The sequence below is a fragment of the Bacillus sp. ISL-4 genome (assembly GCF_018613275.1).
GTDB lineage: Bacteria > Bacillota > Bacilli > Bacillales > DSM-1321 > Peribacillus > Peribacillus simplex_E.
Genome location: NZ_JAGGQN010000042.1, coordinates 40,892 through 57,107 on the forward strand (window position 1 = coordinate 40,892; position 16,216 = coordinate 57,107).

The window sequence follows — 16,216 nt, forward strand, 5'->3', positions numbered from 1 at the left end:
ATGTAAACGAACTATTTCATTATCTATTAAGCCGAATTTTCGTAATTAAAACATTACCTACTAACATCACTCAACAAAAAACCAGTTTTTCCGTGACGATATCCGAATTCTTACCCACTAAAAGCAAGCTGCATTCTTTCAAAATGCAGCTCGTTCATTCTTCCTGAAATGGCTTGAAAGGCAACCCGGTCCGTAACACCCCTTTTGTCTCAATTCCCCCCAACCCTTTCTCTCCAGTTAATGTATTCCGAAGGACATCCCATACATGAATATGTTCGGAAAAAGGCGTAAAGCTTATCTTTCCGACGATATATACCGGATCAAGAGCATGTATATTAACACGGGAAGGAGAACTTGCAAAATTTGCACCCGCTTGGATCAGCGATTCAAAATGCGACTGACAAGCCCCGGCAAATATAATCAGTTGGTCTAAATGAGAAACCCTCCTTCGCGCTTCTCTAACCGTCTGTACAAAATCCTTTGAGTGACGGTAGGCATTAATATCGGATATCGGTCCTTTTGATTTTGAATAGGCATCATGACCGGTGACAACAAGAATGTCCGGCCGATAATGGTCCAACAGCCCCCCGATTCTTTGGGGCATTTCCTTTTCACTGCAATAGATGCCATTGACTGGAATACTGAATTTCTGATATAGATCCATGCATTTCCTTAAGTAAGATGCATCCCCATCAACATGGAGGACTCTCCCTGGTATCTGAAAGTATTCACCGCTGTACCGATAACCATTACTGGATTGATAGCCATTCTTTTGTTGTTGCAGCTCCAGATCTTGTGTTAATAAGCGGTAAGATTGTTCTTGAAGTACCTCATTCGACCTTTGTCGATCATTTCTTTCATTATCATTAATGATCATTAAATCTTGAAAAGGTGCATCTGCAATCAGTCGGATATCTTCCCCATAAAGAACAGCTTGACGCTTTCCGTCAATATCACGGATATCGATTACCCGGAACAACACGTCGCATTTATAAGAAACCCGACCAACAATATTGTTTATTTGAATATTCATGGCCCCACCCCATGAGAAGACTTATTTTCAGCCCGCCCTAGTTTATTTTCATTCTTAAGTTATGCGAACCATTCTTGAATGGTGAAAGGTAGGGATTGATTACATTTTTCGGATACGTTCCCTCATGGTAGGCCAAATTCAAAATAAAAAAGCCGGAAGCTGGGATTGACCCCATTCCGACTTGAATCCTTCACATTTCCCTTTATTTGAAATTCGGCAATAATGCATCACTTAAGCGGCCAAATTCTTTGATGCTCAGCGTTTCGCCCCGTCTGGACGGATCCACTTCCGCGGCTTCGAGAGCAGCAAGTATAAGTTCTTTTTTCGATTTACCATCTGGCAGCTGACTGGTTAAGTTATTTAAAATCGTTTTCCGACGCTGTGCAAAGCTCGCCCGGGTCACAGTGAATAAGAAATCCTCATCCATTACCTCGACGATCGGCTTCACGCGCCTAGTAAGGCGGATTACAGCCGAATCAACATTAGGCTGAGGCATGAATACCGTTTTGGGTACTATCATCACTGTTTCGGCTTCGGTATAATATTGAATCGCAATGGATAAAGAACCGTATTCCTTTGTCCCAGGTTTTGCGGCAATTCGATCAGCCACTTCCTTTTGCAGCATGCACACGATGCCTCTAATCGGCAGGTCCTCGGACAATAGCTTTAAAATGATGGGAGTCGTGACATAGTATGGCAGATTTGCAACAACCATCAGGTCCGAAAAGCCAGCAAATTCCTCCTCAATGACCTTCTTGACATCAGCCTTGAGAACATCCCCGTGAATGATGTTTACATTGCTATAGGGCGAGAGTGTATCCGATAAGATGGGCAGCAGACGCTGATCAATCTCAAAGGCCGCAACCTTTTTGCTGCTTTTCGCTAGTTGTTCCGTCAATGCCCCGATTCCCGGCCCAATTTCGATGGCGCCGCTTTCCTCTGTCAAATTGGCATGTTCGACAATACGTTTCAATATATTCGTATCGATTAAAAAGTTCTGGCCTAAGCTCTTTTTAAAGGAGAATCCATATTTCTTTAATATTTCTTTCGTTCTGACAGGGGTTGCAATATCCTTATTCATTTTTTTCCTCCTGAATTATCTGTACCATCGCTTTCTCAAAAGCCTCAGTTGATATTTGGAACATTTTTAGTCTCTTATATAACTGTTTACCATTGGTAAACCCGATTTTTAAAATAGATCCAAGTTTTTCCCTTCGTTCCTTGGCACCGGATCCCCCGATTAAACCTGCATCTATTAAATCCTGCTGTGAAATCTCTTCTGAAGCCTCTTCATCCATTAATTGGGCGTCCTTTAAAGCATTACGAATTGCCTCAGGAGAAGCATGTTCCACACCAATTCCTCTACCTGACTTAGGAAGGGCTTCCTTCTTCGTTAAAAAGGCGTGTTTACAGCCTTTTACTTGTTCAGAAATTATATTCCTGATTTTTTGACCAGGAAAATCAGGGTCTGTGAAAATGATGGCTCCACGTGTCTTTTGGGCAAGCCTCACCTGCTCAATACAAGACTCATTCACCGCGGAACCGTTGGTTTCTATTGTATCAGCATTAACAGCCCTTTTTATCGCTACCGTATCGTCTTTTCCTTCTACAACAATAATTTCTTTAATCTTTTTCATGGTTTCCTCCATACAGAAAAGCGCAAGCGCTTTGATTAGCTCTTGGATAAACGTAACAGGTCCCCCGTAAAATTTTCTGGATAGAGAATCCAGTCAAGATCATTTATGAAGTTCACACGCATATATTGAAATCTTATGGAATAGTGAGACGTCTATCTTATTAAAACAGTTTTACATAGGGTTTTTCAACAAACAGAAAATAAAACGCAAAAAACAGGAGACGAATCCATCTCCTGCGAGAGAAACCTTATTAGTCCAATACACGAATCTTTACCCTCTTTACACCCCAGCGATAGGCATCATTTTTTGAGGAAAAGAAGACGTCAATCCTATTTCCCTTTATTGCTCCGCCTTTGTCAGCAGCCATTGCATAGCCATAGCCATCCACATATACTTTCGAGCCCAAAGGAATTACATTTGGATCGACAGCGATGATTTTCGCACCCGGATTACTCTTTAGATCCACGCCTGTGGACGTGACACCGGAACAGCCCTTACAACTGGCAGTATAAGCTGTTGATGATACGTATATTTCTTTTCCACTTGAAGAACTAACGTTAGTTACTCCGCGCGATGCCTGGGCAACCGTCGTTCGAGTTCCGACCGTTACAACTTTATCCTGCTTTTTATTAACTACTTTTTCTGAAAGTAATTCTCTTTTAACCTCTTTGCCATTTTCTTTAATAACTTCATATTCCTTGGAAATGAGTCCGTCTTTTCCTTCTTTGACAATTTTCTCTTTCCCTTTTGATAAAGAGTCATCTTTTTTAGTTATGACAGCAAAGTCAACTGGTTCTTCCACTACATCGGTGACTTTTTCAATTCGAACTACGTTTACCGTATTCTCAGCTTCAACTTTTTCGGTTAATTCTGGCTCAACTCGATCCAAATCATTGAGTTTTACTCCTTGTTGCTTTAAAAAGTCAGCGACAGTAGTCGAAGTTGACCATACCTGCTTTTCGTCTCCACCTACCACTAATTTCAGTGAAAAGGCTTTGTCTATGGCAACTTCCATATTCGCTTTCAGCTTCGTACTTTTCGAAGGGGTGATCTTATCCTGTTCCTTCACACTAAGATTTTGGTCTTTTAAAAGTTCATCTACCGTATCGGCGGTGGACCAAACATCCTTCGTCTTACCATCCTGTACCATGACGATTTTTTGTGCAGGCTTCCAAACCACCTCTAAATCATCATCAACCTTGGTGGCTCTAGATGGGTGGACATAGTCTGCAGCTTTAACGGTAATCTCTAAATCTTCCAACATATCATTTACAGTAGCAGCGTGTGTACGCACTACCTCTTTTTTTCCGTCTATCATAATTGTTACTGTATCCTTTGTTCCTTGATATATCAGTATTCCCAATGCTGTAGAAACAAGAATAGCACTGCAAATGGCAATTGCCATTCTCTTCTTCCCAAAAGGTTTGGGAATAAGGTTTTTCATAGTTTTTAATAGAATGAAAAACTCCTCCTTCCTCCCGGTGATTATATAGACTTAGTTATCAAGCTGTCAACCCATTCACTTCTCATTCAGGAAATTACTACCTATTATGCATATTTCATGTTGAAAAGGAAAGGGCGACTTCTCGACATAATAAGCCTATAGTTGGAGTGAAATTTGTAGAAACCTTAAAAAAATTCAATTTTAGCTAGTGAACCCCGGGGGATATTGTAAAAAAAAATGTCAGTTAATGCCGAATAATTTCTTGGCATTTTCCGTTGTTGCCTGGGAAACTTCTTCTAATGTGAGTTGTTTGATTTCTGCAATTTGTTCAGCAACAAGCTTCACATACGAAGGTTCATTACGCTTTCCTCTATAAGGATGGGGAGCCAAGTATGGACAATCGGTCTCTATCAGTAAACGGTCTAAAGGTACGGCGGCTGCCACTTCCTTTGGTTTTTTTGCATTCTTGAAGGTCACAGGGCCACCCAATGAAATATAAAAGTTCATATTGATGCATTCCAAAGCCGTTTCTGCACTTCCGCTAAAGCAATGCATGATGCCTCCAACCCTTGATGCCTCTTCTTCCTTGAGTATGTTCACGATATCCGCGGTCGCTTCCCGATTATGAATGATAATGGGCAGCCCCACCTTTTTTGCCAATCGGATTTGCTTCCTGAACACCTCCATTTGAACATCTTTCGGTGATTTATCCCAATGATAATCCAGGCCCATCTCACCAATGGCCACAACCTTTGGATGATTGGATAATTCCTCGATCCATTGTAAATCCTCTTCTGTCATATCTATAGCATCCACAGGATGCCACCCCACCGCGGCATACATGAAATCATAAGCTTCTATTAATTCCATTGCCCTTATAATAGTAGGCCGGTCAAAACCAACGACTACCATATTATTGACTCCTGCTTCCTTAGCTCTGTCTATTACGTCTTCGAGATCCTCGTTGAATTGTTCCGCATTAACATGTACGTGTGTGTCAAATAACATTATTTTTCTTCCTTTCTAGCACTATTTTATTAAAAAATGAAAGTTTTATGTTTCACATTTAGGTAACAAAAAGATTACAAAGGAGCCTATATGCTCAACAAATAAACCAAAATCTGAACCTGTATTAAATTACTTTTTCCAAAAGCATAAAGAAAAAAACATAAAAATGTTTCATATGAAACACCTTTATGTTTTTTTCGGTTTATTTCACCTTTGAACCATTTGGAATCGATGAATCTATTGTAGCGACTGAGAGCACTCCATCCTGGCTTCCCGCCAAAATCATTCCTTGAGAGAGCTCGCCACGAAGTTTAACAGGTTTCAAATTTGTTACGCATATCACTTTTTTTCCTACTAAATCTTCAGGTTTATAATGCTGTGCAATGCCTGATACGACTTGTCGTTTCTCATAACCCAAATCAAGCTGAAGTTTAAGAAGCTTATCAGCCTTCTTTACAGGCTCAACTTCCAAGACCTGTGCAACACGAAGCTCCACTTTTGTAAAGTCATCAATAGTGATTTCATCAACTTCGGGAATCGTCTCTTCCACTTTTTCCTCGGCCTTGGGGGCGCCGCCCTGCATTTGATTTTTAATATATAAAACTTCCTCTTCCATATCCAAACGAGGGAAGATCGGGTCCCCCTTCAAGACTTTTGTTTCAGCAGGAATTTGACCGAACTCCGCTAAACTGTCCCAGGATTTTAACTCATCATCTTTGATGCTAAGCTGAGCAAAGATTTTTTCCGGTGTTTGCGTCAAGAACGGTTTCAAAAGGATTGCCGTCCTGCGTAATGATTCCGCCAAATGAACCATGACACTAGCAAGGTCTTCTTTCCTCGATTCATCTTTAGCAAGAGTCCATGGCTGGGTCTCATCAATGAATTTATTAGTTCTGCTCACGAGTTGCCAAATGGATGTTAGTGCAACTGAAAATTCCATGTTTTCCATTGCTTCCTCATACTTGCCTACCGTATCTTGGTTCATTTCAAGCAAAGCCTTTTCGAACTCGCCATTGGATCCTTCGTAATTTGGAATCACACCATCAAAATACTTATTGACCATTGCAACTGTTCGATTTAATAAATTCCCTAAATCATTTGCCAGGTCAAAATTGATCCGTTCCACAAACCCTTCCGGTGTAAATACTCCATCTGAACCAAATGGTACTTCACGCAATAAGTAGTAGCGTAAAGAATCCAAACCGTAACGATCAATCAATGTAACGGGATCCACTACATTCCCTTTTGATTTGGACATTTTACCATCTTTCATGAGAAGCCATCCGTGGGCAAAGACTTTCTTTGGAAGCGGCACGTCAAGAGCCATTAACATGATCGGCCAATAGATCGTATGGAAACGAACGATTTCCTTTCCGACCAGATGTACATCGGCAGGCCAATAATTCAAGTATTTAGAATCATTATCTGTTCCATACCCTAATGCCGTTATATAATTGGTCAATGCATCAATCCATACATAAATAACATGCTTTGGATCTCCCGGCACCTTGATGCCCCAATCGAAAGTAGTACGGGAAACGGCCAGATCTTCCAATCCAGGCTTGATGAAGTTATTGATCATTTCGTTTTTGCGCGATTCCGGTTGAATGAAATCCGGGTTCTCCTCATAAAACTTCAGTAACCGATCCGCATATTTACTCATCTTAAAGAAATAAGATTCCTCTTTCACCTTTTCAACAGGCCTGCCGCAATCAGGACAATTTCCATTGCTTTCTTCCACCTGACGTTCCGTGAAGAAAGATTCGCAAGGTGTACAATATAATCCTTCATATTGGTCCAAATATATATCACCCTGATCCAATAGCCTTTTGAAAATCTTGGCTACGACCTCTTTATGGCGATCTTCCGTCGTCCTGATGAAATCATCATATGAAATATCAAGCTTTTCCCAGAGCTCTTTAATCCCTGAGACGATATTATCTACATATTGCTGAGGAGTGACTCCTTCCTCAGCCGCTTTACGCTGGATTTTTTGACCATGTTCATCAGTTCCTGTTAAATACATGACATCGAAGCCACGCATCCTTTTATAACGAGCCATGGCATCCCCTGCCACTGTCGTATACGCGTGCCCTATATGTAAATTACCACTCGGATAATATATGGGTGTCGTGATATAGAATGTTTTTAATTTATCTTGCACTTCGTTCCCTCCTCATCATTTGAAAAACCGGCTATAGGACTGGCCCAAGCCATAAGAATATATTTTAAGCTATTATCTCTATTTTAACGCTATATACAATTCTGCGCGACAATAATCACTAATCTAATCATCATGTTAATAGAATAAAAAAATATAAGTAAATCTATTTTAACAATAAGGGTACTGGAAGTGATCTTCCCTTATGACAGCATTACCTCTTACCTCAACAAAATATACCTAAATTTCTTTTTTTGTGCAACAACTCACATATTCGTAAACTTTTTCAGAAAGTTATCCTTAATTCAGAACTTTTGTTTTGAAACTAAATTATATTTAATCATATAATAGTGAAGTGTGTTTTTTATATGCATACTTTGTCGAAATGTGGTGAAGTGAGTAGTTCTTTGTATCCTGCTATTTCTTCACTTTTAAAGATATAACTGATTTTCCCTCTTAAAAGCCTTTTTGTTACACGAAAAGAGCCATGCTATTTCTTACAAAAAAATGAAAATAAATCATTGACGAATTTGGGAATGGCTGGTATTATAAATTTATAAAAAAATTTGTCGAATAATGGCGAAAAAAATAGAAATAGGGTACTAGATTGTAACTGAGAGGAGAATTTTTTAAATGAAATCTACAGGTATTGTTCGTAAAGTTGATGAGTTAGGCCGGGTGGTTATTCCAATCGAACTTCGTCGTACATTGGGTATCGCTGAGAAAGACGCTCTTGAAATCTATGTTGATGATGAGCGCATCATCTTGAAAAAATACAAACCAAACATGACTTGCCAAGTTACAGGTGAAGTTTCCGATAACAACCTTACACTTGCTAATGGTAAATTGATCCTTAGTCGTGAAGGTGCAGAATTACTTATTCAAGAAATTCAACAAAACTTCACTGCTTCTAAATAAATGATAAAAAAACTTCCGGTCTTCGGAAGTTTTTTTTATGTTTATTATTATTGTATATCAATGTGATACGCTTGATATACATCACGCTTTTGCATATTGCGATCTTTTGCGACCTGCTTAATTGCATCCTTTGAAGTGAACTGCTTGGTTTCTATATAATGATTAACATGACCGACGATGTCAAAGGCCATCCACCAAGCTTCTTCAGGTTCCTCTTCCGACCATTGCCCACCTTCAATTATTAAACAGAACTCACCGCGAATTTCAGATTCCATCGCCCACGTCAATGCTTCACTTACAGTCCCTCGAATGAACTCTTCAAATTTCTTGGTTAATTCGCGGCATAATACTATACGGCGGTCACCTAAAATTTCATGCATATGTTTCAATGTTTCTTTCAATCGATGTGGCGATTCATAAACGATCCAAGTCGATTCCATTTTTTTTAATTTTTCCAGCTCCTGCTTTTTTTCTTTTGCTCCCCGTTGTAGAAAGCCATAAAAGTAAAAAGGCTGCGGAATCAGTCCAGAAGCGATCAATGCAGTTAATGCAGCATTGGCCCCCGGCAACGGGATGACTTTAAACTGTTCAGCAATGGCATCTTTGACCAGTTCATAACCCGGGTCGGATATCGTTGGCAAGCCCGCATCACTCACCAATGCGATGACCTCTCCAGATCGAAGCCTCTCTAGCATTTGCTTCCCGCTATATTCCTTATTATGCTCATGGTAACTGACGATAGGTGTCGAAATTTCAAAGTAATTGCATAATTTCTTCGTATTTCGCGTGTCCTCAGCAGCAATGACATCCGCTTCCTTTAAGATTCTTAAAGCCCGGAAACTCATATCCTCAAGGTTTCCTATCGGTGTAGGAACCAGATATAGAGCCGGCTCCAATCCTTCTTTTTCAAAACTCTTTTGCTGCCACATATCATGTATCCTCCTTTGCCATCCACTTTTGCTTTTGTTTTCTTGTTAATTGCTTAAATTTATATTCAGCCTGCATGGCCAATGTCTGTGTTTCGAATATTTCATGATAAATCAGTTCAACCGGGGTCCGGCCTCGTGTATACTTTGCACCCCTGCCATTATTATGAGCATCAATCCTACGGTGCAAATTATTTGTATACCCGGCATAATAGCTGCCATCCCTGCATTTCAAAACATAAAAACAATGCTTATTCCTCTCCATATAGAATCCTTCTGATTTCCGGATTATACTCATTTTGATCATTATATACAACAAGTGGAGGGAGAATCTTCAAATCAGGGTTGCCGTCCTTTATCCCTTCTATAAGAATCGTATTCGCTTCTTTTGAACTCTTAGGATAAACGAATTGCAGCCGCTTCGGTTCAATTCTGTACATCCTCATGAAATGCAGGATATCCATCAGACGGCCCGGTCTATGAACGAATGCAGCCTTCCCACCTTGACGCAGCAACTGGCTTGAAACACGCATGACGTCCTCAAGATTACACATTATTTCATGTCGGGCAATTGCAAAGTGCTCATTCTTGTTAATTTCCTCGATAGATGGCGTCGGGAAATAGGGTGGATTGCAAGTAACGACATCATATTTGCTATACCCCAACTGTTTTGGAATTTCCTTTATATCCCCATGAATCATCTCGATTTGGGAGGATACGCCATTATAGTCCATGCTCCTCTGGGCCATATCATATAACCGCTCTTGAATTTCAACACCGGTAATTGTCCCTTTTGTTCTTGTACTCAGCAGCAAAGGTACGACCCCATTACCTGAGCAAAGATCTACAATTTTCCCTTTTTGGATCGGTACATTTACGAACCTTGATAATAAAACGGCATCTAATGAAAAAGAGAACACCGATGGGCTCTGGATGATCCTTAAATTCTCAGCCAATAGATAATCCAGGCGCTCATCGCCTTTAAGTTCTACCATTGCTGTTACCCTCCTAATCATGTATCGAAAAAGCATGTTTAGGGACCATGCTTCTACATTACTATCGTACAAAAAGGGGTCTGACTCATAGTATGCGTCAGACCCCGAATCACTATATATTGTAAACGGTCTATCTATCACGTAAAAGAAACATCTTTTATATTATTCCTTTATCACTTCTTGTTTAAAAAAGATAAACAGAACAGGCAATCCCCTTCTTTTCGTAAACTGCCAAAATGCAGATTGCAAATATGAAAGCCTTCTTGATAGATACGGGCTAAATTATCATAGCCTTCCCCGATATCCATAACCTTGTCCGTACTTGCGGTACGGTTTTTCGCTTTTTGTTTGACCTTTACTGCAGCAGGCGCACTTTCGACTTCCACAAGGCCCAACCGATGGCGCAAATGCTCTTTCTCCAGCTTGAGCGACTGATTTTCCTCAAGGATTTCAGCTAAGTTCTGCTTCAATTCTCCAAGCTGCTTATATAATTGGCCTATCTGGGTTTCCATATTGGTCACCGACTCAAAAATATCTTTCTTATCCACGCTCTCCCACCACCTTAATAATCTGTGGCTTGAATAGAAACGGCTCCCTCTTTTAGAATCTCATCTAGAGTATACTCTAATACTCTTTCTTGCTCGATTAGTTCAATCTGAAGTACGCGTTCTAGAATATTAAGCCCCACTACCTTGCCTTTGCCACCAGGCGTATTAATCATTTCACCTAAATCAGGAAGCATTTCCTTCGCACTTTCATACTCATCATTTTCATATTTCAGACAGCACATCAATCGACCGCATAAACCTGAGATTTTTGTAGGGTTTAATGATAAATTCTGATCCTTCGCCATTTTGATGGAAACCGGTTCAAAATCTCCAAGAAATGTGGAGCAGCAAAGCATTCTGCCACAAGGCCCGATGCCACCAAGCATCTTTGCCTCATCCCTTACCCCAATTTGGCGCAGTTCTATGCGAGTTCTGAATATGGCAGCTAAATCTTTGACTAAATCACGGAAATCCACGCGACCATCCGCTGTAAAATAAAACACGACTTTATTTCTGTCGAAAGTATATGACACATCAACAAGCTTCATATCCAGCTTATGCTCCACAACCTTTTGACAACATATAGAGTAAGCCTCTTCTGCAGCCGCCTTGTTCTCGTCTACAATCAGCTTATCTTTTGCATCAGCGACCCGAAGTACTTTTTTCAATGGCAGGACAACATCGTTTTCCTCTACTTGTTTTCGGGCTGTAACGACTCTACCGAATTCAACACCGCGGACAGTCTCCACTATTACAAAATCGTCCTTAGGAATAGCGAATTCACCCGGATCGAAGTAGTATATTTTGCCCGCCTTTTTAAAACGGACACCTACAACATCATACAAATCATGATCCCTCCTGCAAATTCAGCACAAGCTGTTCCATCAACAGCTGTGGATTCGTGTTGGACATCAGCTTCCTTTTTGCTTCCAAAATGCAACCCATATGTTCAGCAAGGCGTCTTGGGGAAAGATGAAGAGCGTGAGTTTCAAATTCCTTCAGTTTATTTTGGAACACAACGAAGTCCTTTTTATCCAACTGAATGTATAATAAATCCTTATATATAAGAAGTAACAAATCAAGACCTCTGTCAACCTGTTCTCTTTCTTTAAAGTGTGTGAACCAATCCGTCTGAAGGTACAGCAATGCCTTCAAGGAATTAAGTTTTAACACTTCATATAATTTTACCACTATTTTTTGAGCTTGTACAAACCATTCATCATGACTAAGCCCGATTCCAGCTTCCACATTCTGTGTTATGTGTACAATAACCGAAGCCAGCTGTGGTTCTACATCCTGTTCCATCAGCTTCCGTTTCACATTCTCAGGAGATAATGGCTTGAACGAAATCACTTGGCACCTTGATAATATAGTCGGCAGAATCCTCAGAAGCTGTTCGGTCATCAATATTGCTACAGTATCAGCCGAAGGTTCTTCTAAAAATTTCAATAGACTGTTGGCTGCCCCCACCGACATTTTGTCAGCATCGGCAATCATATAAACCTTCCGATCCGCCTCTACGCTTTTTTTCGAAAATTCTTCCTGAAGACCCTTAATTTGTTCTTTCTTTATTGAGAGACCGTCTCTTTCTATCAAATGGACATCAGGATGATTCCCACTTGAAATCCGTTTGCAATTCCGACAAAGTTCGCATGGCTCATAACCTGCTGTCGGGGCTTCACATAGTAAACTTTTGGAAAAGGCATTGCTTATCTCTTGCTTACCTGTCCCTTTTTCCCCTTCAAATAAATACGCATGAGCCACCCTTTTCTTCGTTATGCTATTTTGCAGCATCGTCATTACCTGCGGCTGAATTTGACTCATTTCCTGCCATGTTTTATCCAAAACCATCAACTCACTTAAGTATATAAATTAATCAGAAGACCTTTAATCTCGCCTATCATTTCCAATATTTCAAGCGAGCTTTTCTCTTTATTAAGAATTTCCTCACTTAACTCAACTAATCTTACATCTATCGTTTCCACAGTTTTCAACGGCCTGCTCTGTCCATATTCATTCCAGCTCGTGGATTGCTTCAGTTCAAGTCCATATTCAACCACTTCTTTAACAAACCGTTTCACCAATGCTTTATATTTTGCCAAATCCCTAAAAGTGCGTGACCTTACTAAACGCTGACCCGCCCCTTCAATATCGCCTATCAAACGGTTTAATGTTTGGATTTGCATCTTTTGATCCTGTGTCTGGACCATTTGCTGAAAACTTCCATTTCCAGTTTGAAACTGCTTGGCATCCTGACGCGATTTATCCAGCTTAATAGGGATATCATGGTTGATTTTCATAATGAACCTCCCTAAAACTAACCGTTAAAATTGTAAAAAGTTTTCAACTGGCAGAACAAAAATGGTCGCACCGCCTACTTGAATCTCCACTGGGTAAGGTACATAGGACTCGGCATTCCCGCCCATCGGTGAAACCGGTGATACTAATTGGGATCGCGACTGACAATTCTGTTTGATGATCTGGATGGCTTTGTCAACACGTTCATCCTCTGTGCCAATCATAAAAGTCGTATTGCCTGATTTTAAAAAACCGCCAGTGCTGGCTAGCTTGGTCGTTCCGAAATTATTTTCCACTAATTCATTCAGCAGGCGATGACTATCCTTGTCTTGAACGACAGCAATGATCATTTTCATTCTCATCATCCTCCGGTTACTCTGAATTTTTACTAACTCCATTATATCAACTAGTCCTTGTCTGGAATAGTATTGGTTGAATAATATGGAAACTTCTATATTTAGTTTCCTGCTTTCGCTAAAAATTTCAGCAAGCTGGCTTTCGTTTCCTCAAGGACTTCATCTATTGTCCGGCCTGCATCCACGATAATGAAACGGTCTTTCCACCTATTTATAATGAACTGATACCCCTCACGAACTTTTTTATGGAAGTCGAGGGCTTCAAGATCCAGCCGGTTCACTTCCCGTTCCCCATTGGACTGGATACGTCTCAATCCCTCTTCTGGGTCGATATCAAAAAAGAGCGTGGCATCTGGCATCATATCTCCAATTGCGAATTTATTGATATTATAAACTTCTTCTATATCCAAACCCCTTGCATGACCCTGATAGGCTAACGAGCTATCTATGAATCGGTCACAGAGGACAATTCCCCCTCGTTCCAACTCAGGCATGACCACTTCCACTAAATGCTGACGCCTTGCTGCTGCGTATAATAAAGCCTCTGTTCTCGAGTCCATGGCTGTATTATCTTTATTAAGGATCACTTCCCTAATTTGCTCCGAAATGGGCACTCCCCCCGGTTCACGCGTTAATAGGACTTGATAGCCTTCTTGTTGCAGGGCCTTGCCAAGCATTTGGGTAATTGTTGTTTTCCCAGCACCCTCAGGCCCTTCCATTGTTATAAAAATACCACGTTTCATCGATGTACCTCCAAGGTTCTTTGTTTGTAGTATATCATTTTAATGCCCGCTTTCATAAACGATCAATTCTCCGTTTGAGAGCGAGGAACCGCCATGAAACCTTGATCCCAGTTCTAGCAGTCTCTTCAGATTGAATATATGCTCAGGAGTAATCATTTCCCCGGACATAATTAAAGGGATGCCCGGCGGATAAGGAATGACCATCTCGGCAGATACCTCACCCACTGCTTTCCGTAATGTGACAGATTTTGATTTACTATGCTTCATGACAGAGTATGTCATTTCAAGTCCTGTCATTGACCTTCCATCAGGCCATAGGACCCCAAGATTTAATTCCTTGTTTCCAGTTCTGTCTTCAGTGGCACTTTTTATAGTTTGAACGATTTCATGAAAAGGAAATTCGGTACCCATTTTTAATAAGGGTAAAATCATTAATAAATTATCAGGATCAGCCAATTCCGTAAAAATGCCTTCGGCTTCACATAGCTGCTGTAACTCAAACCCGCTTAAACCATTTGTTGATTGAATGACCACTTTCAACGGGTCTGCCAAGGTGCCTAGTGGGGCCTCCAGCACCCTTACTGTTTGCAGGGCACCTAATTCCCCCCTGAAGTCTGATATCTTTTCAATAAGGGATATTTTATCTTCTGATGTAAAAGCGGCTAAGTAGGCCCTGGCTAAGTCCAGCGATCCCATAATTGGGTAAGATGGACTGCTCGACTGAAGCATTTGTAAATAGAATGATACTTGATCGACATCAACTAAGGATGAATTCACATGAAGAAATGACCCCATCGTCATAGCCGGCAGTGTTTTATGCGCTGAATGGACAACGGCATCTGCCCCTGCCAAGATTGCCGGCTTAGGAAACGGACTCCCTAACTGAAAATGAGCGCCATGTGCCTCATCCACCAGCACAGGAATCCCCTTTTGATGTGCAAGTCTTACCATATCTGTCAAGTCTTCACCAAGACCATAATAATTAGGATAGGTAACAATGATGGCTTTTACATCTGAATGTACACTCAAGGCTTCTTCAATTAATTCCGATCCCACACCTCCAGCAATGCCCCATTTCTCATAATAAGCTGGTTGTAAAAAGATCGGTTGTACATTCGCTAACATCAATCCATGTAAAATTGATTTATGGCAGTTTCTTTGTACAAGGACCTTATCACCTTCCCGGCAGGTAGCAAGAATCATGGCAATGTTGCCTACGGTGGACCCATTAACCAAAAAATAACTCCGCTTTACCCCATATAGGTCAGAGAGTAGTTGCTCGGACTGTAAAATGGCGCCCTCTGGAGCATGCAGGTCATCTAAACCGCTTATCTCCGTGGCATCAATACCAAGAAGGGGATTGTATAAGGCTTGGCCCTTTTTATTAAACACCCATCCATTTTTATGCCCTGGGACATGCAGAGATATTGGGCTTTTTTTATAAAAAGCACTCAGTGCATCGAATAACGGTGTCTGTGATTGATTCATTTTTCTCTTCCCTCATATCATAGTATTTTTTCATTTTATCAAATTAGTTCAATTTTATCTCATATTGCGTCGGCTGAAAGGCAATTATGCGTCTCCGAACAGTCTGTTTGGAGGGAACATAACAGAAACATGGGAGCATGTTGCCAAGCATTCTTCTAAAGTACAAAAAAAAGAATCAGAGATTAAAGAAACACATCATTTCTTTTTTCTCTGACTCTTTAACTCTCCACATACTATTTTTTCATGATAATATTTCAGGATTAGTGATTTTTCTTAATTGCTTTAAGTAATATTGGTACTTGGGATCGTTCGTATCCGTCCTGATCATATCCCTTTCACATTCCTCACAAATAAAAGTCGTATATAAATGTATACCCATCCCTTTTATTTGTTCACAAACCGCGCACGTTTCCCCTGCCGTCGTTTTGGTTGTTGTTGTCCCCAACATCTCCACCTCCATACCTGCATTCTCCCCAAAAACCATTGTTCGCATACATTAATTTAAATAGTTTAAGAGAACCGGGGATGCTTTTAACAATGTATGATGAAGAATTTCAATACGTGTATGTCTTTAAAAAAGTTTCCATAATCGATAATCCCTTTATATCCAATGATTTTTCTTTGCATTATGCAAAAAAAAACCAGCCGGATGGCTGATCTT

18 protein-coding genes are annotated in these 16,216 nt (G+C 40.5%); 1 reads left to right on the plus strand and 17 read right to left on the minus strand.

What is annotated here, in order from left to right:
- Positions 1-154: 154 nt before the first annotated feature.
- From yabG to metG, 6 genes are all read right to left on the minus strand, one after another.
- Entirely contained in the window at positions 155-1,033 is an 879-nt protein-coding gene (gene yabG, locus J7J00_RS22535) for a sporulation peptidase YabG (protein ID WP_214794748.1), read from the minus strand.
- A gap of 202 nt (positions 1,034-1,235) precedes the next feature.
- Positions 1,236-2,114 (minus strand): 16S rRNA (adenine(1518)-N(6)/adenine(1519)-N(6))-dimethyltransferase RsmA, encoded by an 879-nt coding sequence (gene rsmA / locus J7J00_RS22540; protein WP_214794750.1) that lies wholly within the window; start codon positions 2,112-2,114, stop codon positions 1,236-1,238.
- Positions 2,107-2,670: a ribonuclease M5 gene (gene rnmV / locus J7J00_RS22545; protein WP_096340998.1), complete on the minus strand. Its 564-nt coding sequence runs from the start codon at positions 2,668-2,670 to the stop codon at positions 2,107-2,109. Before rnmV ends, rsmA begins: the two co-directional genes overlap by 8 nt.
- A 250-nt stretch (positions 2,671-2,920) precedes the next feature.
- Positions 2,921-4,114 carry a resuscitation-promoting factor gene (locus J7J00_RS22550; RefSeq protein WP_214794752.1) on the minus strand — a complete coding sequence of 398 codons (1,194 nt, stop codon included), beginning with the start codon at positions 4,112-4,114 and terminating at the stop codon, positions 2,921-2,923.
- 240 nt (positions 4,115-4,354) lie between these two features.
- On the minus strand, positions 4,355-5,122 hold the full coding sequence (locus tag J7J00_RS22555; protein ID WP_144529786.1) for a TatD family hydrolase: 768 nt from the start codon (positions 5,120-5,122) through the stop codon (positions 4,355-4,357).
- A 202-nt stretch (positions 5,123-5,324) separates the two neighbouring features.
- The gene (gene metG / locus J7J00_RS22560) at positions 5,325-7,286 is read right to left on the minus strand and encodes a methionine--tRNA ligase (RefSeq protein WP_214794754.1); all 1,962 of its coding nucleotides are present in this window, start codon (positions 7,284-7,286) and stop codon (positions 5,325-5,327) included.
- Between the two features lie 630 nt (positions 7,287-7,916).
- On the opposite strand from metG, the gene J7J00_RS22565 reads away from it, so the two are divergent.
- Positions 7,917-8,201, plus strand: a complete 285-nt coding sequence (locus J7J00_RS22565; protein ID WP_048689982.1) for a transition state genes transcriptional regulator AbrB — start codon at positions 7,917-7,919, stop codon at positions 8,199-8,201.
- Between the two features lie 47 nt (positions 8,202-8,248).
- Here J7J00_RS22565 and rsmI read toward each other — a convergent pair whose 3' ends face one another.
- From rsmI to J7J00_RS22620, 11 genes are all read right to left on the minus strand, one after another.
- Positions 8,249-9,130, minus strand: a complete 882-nt coding sequence (rsmI, locus tag J7J00_RS22570; protein ID WP_214794756.1) for a 16S rRNA (cytidine(1402)-2'-O)-methyltransferase — start codon at positions 9,128-9,130, stop codon at positions 8,249-8,251.
- Between the two features lies 1 nt (position 9,131).
- Positions 9,132-9,392: a GIY-YIG nuclease family protein gene (locus J7J00_RS22575; protein ID WP_214794758.1), complete on the minus strand. Its 261-nt coding sequence runs from the start codon at positions 9,390-9,392 to the stop codon at positions 9,132-9,134.
- Positions 9,379-10,122, minus strand: coding sequence for a tRNA1(Val) (adenine(37)-N6)-methyltransferase (locus tag J7J00_RS22580; protein ID WP_214794760.1), 744 nt, complete (start codon positions 10,120-10,122; stop codon positions 9,379-9,381). The genes J7J00_RS22575 and J7J00_RS22580 overlap by 14 nt, the downstream gene beginning before the upstream one ends.
- A gap of 173 nt (positions 10,123-10,295) precedes the next feature.
- The gene (gene yabA, locus J7J00_RS22585; protein ID WP_396020600.1) at positions 10,296-10,634 is read right to left on the minus strand and encodes a DNA replication initiation control protein YabA; all 339 of its coding nucleotides are present in this window, start codon (positions 10,632-10,634) and stop codon (positions 10,296-10,298) included.
- A 50-nt stretch (positions 10,635-10,684) separates the two neighbouring features.
- The gene (locus J7J00_RS22590; RefSeq protein ID WP_214794764.1) at positions 10,685-11,515 is read right to left on the minus strand and encodes a PSP1 domain-containing protein; all 831 of its coding nucleotides are present in this window, start codon (positions 11,513-11,515) and stop codon (positions 10,685-10,687) included.
- Position 11,516: 1 nt separating this feature from the next.
- Positions 11,517-12,521 carry a DNA polymerase III subunit delta' gene (holB, locus tag J7J00_RS22595; protein WP_286201522.1) on the minus strand — a complete coding sequence of 335 codons (1,005 nt, stop codon included), beginning with the start codon at positions 12,519-12,521 and terminating at the stop codon, positions 11,517-11,519.
- Positions 12,522-12,529: 8 nt separating this feature from the next.
- On the minus strand, positions 12,530-12,970 hold the full coding sequence (locus J7J00_RS22600; protein ID WP_214794766.1) for a YaaR family protein: 441 nt from the start codon (positions 12,968-12,970) through the stop codon (positions 12,530-12,532).
- A gap of 24 nt (positions 12,971-12,994) precedes the next feature.
- Positions 12,995-13,324: a cyclic-di-AMP receptor gene (locus J7J00_RS22605; RefSeq protein WP_063235895.1), complete on the minus strand. Its 330-nt coding sequence runs from the start codon at positions 13,322-13,324 to the stop codon at positions 12,995-12,997.
- Positions 13,325-13,425: 101 nt separating this feature from the next.
- On the minus strand, positions 13,426-14,067 hold the full coding sequence (tmk, locus tag J7J00_RS22610) for a dTMP kinase (protein WP_214794768.1): 642 nt from the start codon (positions 14,065-14,067) through the stop codon (positions 13,426-13,428).
- A gap of 39 nt (positions 14,068-14,106) precedes the next feature.
- On the minus strand, positions 14,107-15,555 hold the full coding sequence (locus J7J00_RS22615; protein WP_214794770.1) for an aminotransferase class I/II-fold pyridoxal phosphate-dependent enzyme: 1,449 nt from the start codon (positions 15,553-15,555) through the stop codon (positions 14,107-14,109).
- A gap of 241 nt (positions 15,556-15,796) precedes the next feature.
- Positions 15,797-16,015 (minus strand): sigma factor G inhibitor Gin, encoded by a 219-nt coding sequence (locus J7J00_RS22620; protein WP_141993387.1) that lies wholly within the window; start codon positions 16,013-16,015, stop codon positions 15,797-15,799.
- Positions 16,016-16,216: the final 201 nt, after the last annotated feature.

What these genes read in the sequence shown, in the direction of transcription:
- J7J00_RS22550 (WP_214794752.1), bottom strand. Translation starts at nt 4,114, where the DNA reads ATGAAAAACCTTATTCCCAAACCTTTTGGGAAGAAGAGAATGGCAATT.
- J7J00_RS22600 (WP_214794766.1), bottom strand. Translation starts at nt 12,970, where the DNA reads ATGAAAATCAACCATGATATCCCTATTAAGCTGGATAAATCGCGTCAG.
- rnmV (WP_096340998.1), bottom strand. Translation starts at nt 2,670, where the DNA reads ATGAAAAAGATTAAAGAAATTATTGTTGTAGAAGGAAAAGACGATACG.
- J7J00_RS22575 (WP_214794758.1), bottom strand. Translation starts at nt 9,392, where the DNA reads ATGGAGAGGAATAAGCATTGTTTTTATGTTTTGAAATGCAGGGATGGC.
- yabG (WP_214794748.1), bottom strand. Translation starts at nt 1,033, where the DNA reads ATGAATATTCAAATAAACAATATTGTTGGTCGGGTTTCTTATAAATGC.
- J7J00_RS22615 (WP_214794770.1), bottom strand. Translation starts at nt 15,555, where the DNA reads ATGAATCAATCACAGACACCGTTATTCGATGCACTGAGTGCTTTTTAT.
- J7J00_RS22565 (WP_048689982.1), top strand. Translation starts at nt 7,917, where the DNA reads ATGAAATCTACAGGTATTGTTCGTAAAGTTGATGAGTTAGGCCGGGTG.
- J7J00_RS22605 (WP_063235895.1), bottom strand. Translation starts at nt 13,324, where the DNA reads ATGAAAATGATCATTGCTGTCGTTCAAGACAAGGATAGTCATCGCCTG.
- tmk (WP_214794768.1), bottom strand. Translation starts at nt 14,067, where the DNA reads ATGAAACGTGGTATTTTTATAACAATGGAAGGGCCTGAGGGTGCTGGG.
- J7J00_RS22555 (WP_144529786.1), bottom strand. Translation starts at nt 5,122, where the DNA reads ATGTTATTTGACACACACGTACATGTTAATGCGGAACAATTCAACGAG.
- rsmI (WP_214794756.1), bottom strand. Translation starts at nt 9,130, where the DNA reads ATGTGGCAGCAAAAGAGTTTTGAAAAAGAAGGATTGGAGCCGGCTCTA.
- J7J00_RS22620 (WP_141993387.1), bottom strand. Translation starts at nt 16,015, where the DNA reads ATGGAGGTGGAGATGTTGGGGACAACAACAACCAAAACGACGGCAGGG.
- rsmA (WP_214794750.1), bottom strand. Translation starts at nt 2,114, where the DNA reads ATGAATAAGGATATTGCAACCCCTGTCAGAACGAAAGAAATATTAAAG.
- yabA (WP_396020600.1), bottom strand. Translation starts at nt 10,634, where the DNA reads ATGGAAACCCAGATAGGCCAATTATATAAGCAGCTTGGAGAATTGAAG.
- J7J00_RS22580 (WP_214794760.1), bottom strand. Translation starts at nt 10,122, where the DNA reads ATGGTAGAACTTAAAGGCGATGAGCGCCTGGATTATCTATTGGCTGAG.
- holB (WP_286201522.1), bottom strand. Translation starts at nt 12,521, where the DNA reads ATGGTTTTGGATAAAACATGGCAGGAAATGAGTCAAATTCAGCCGCAG.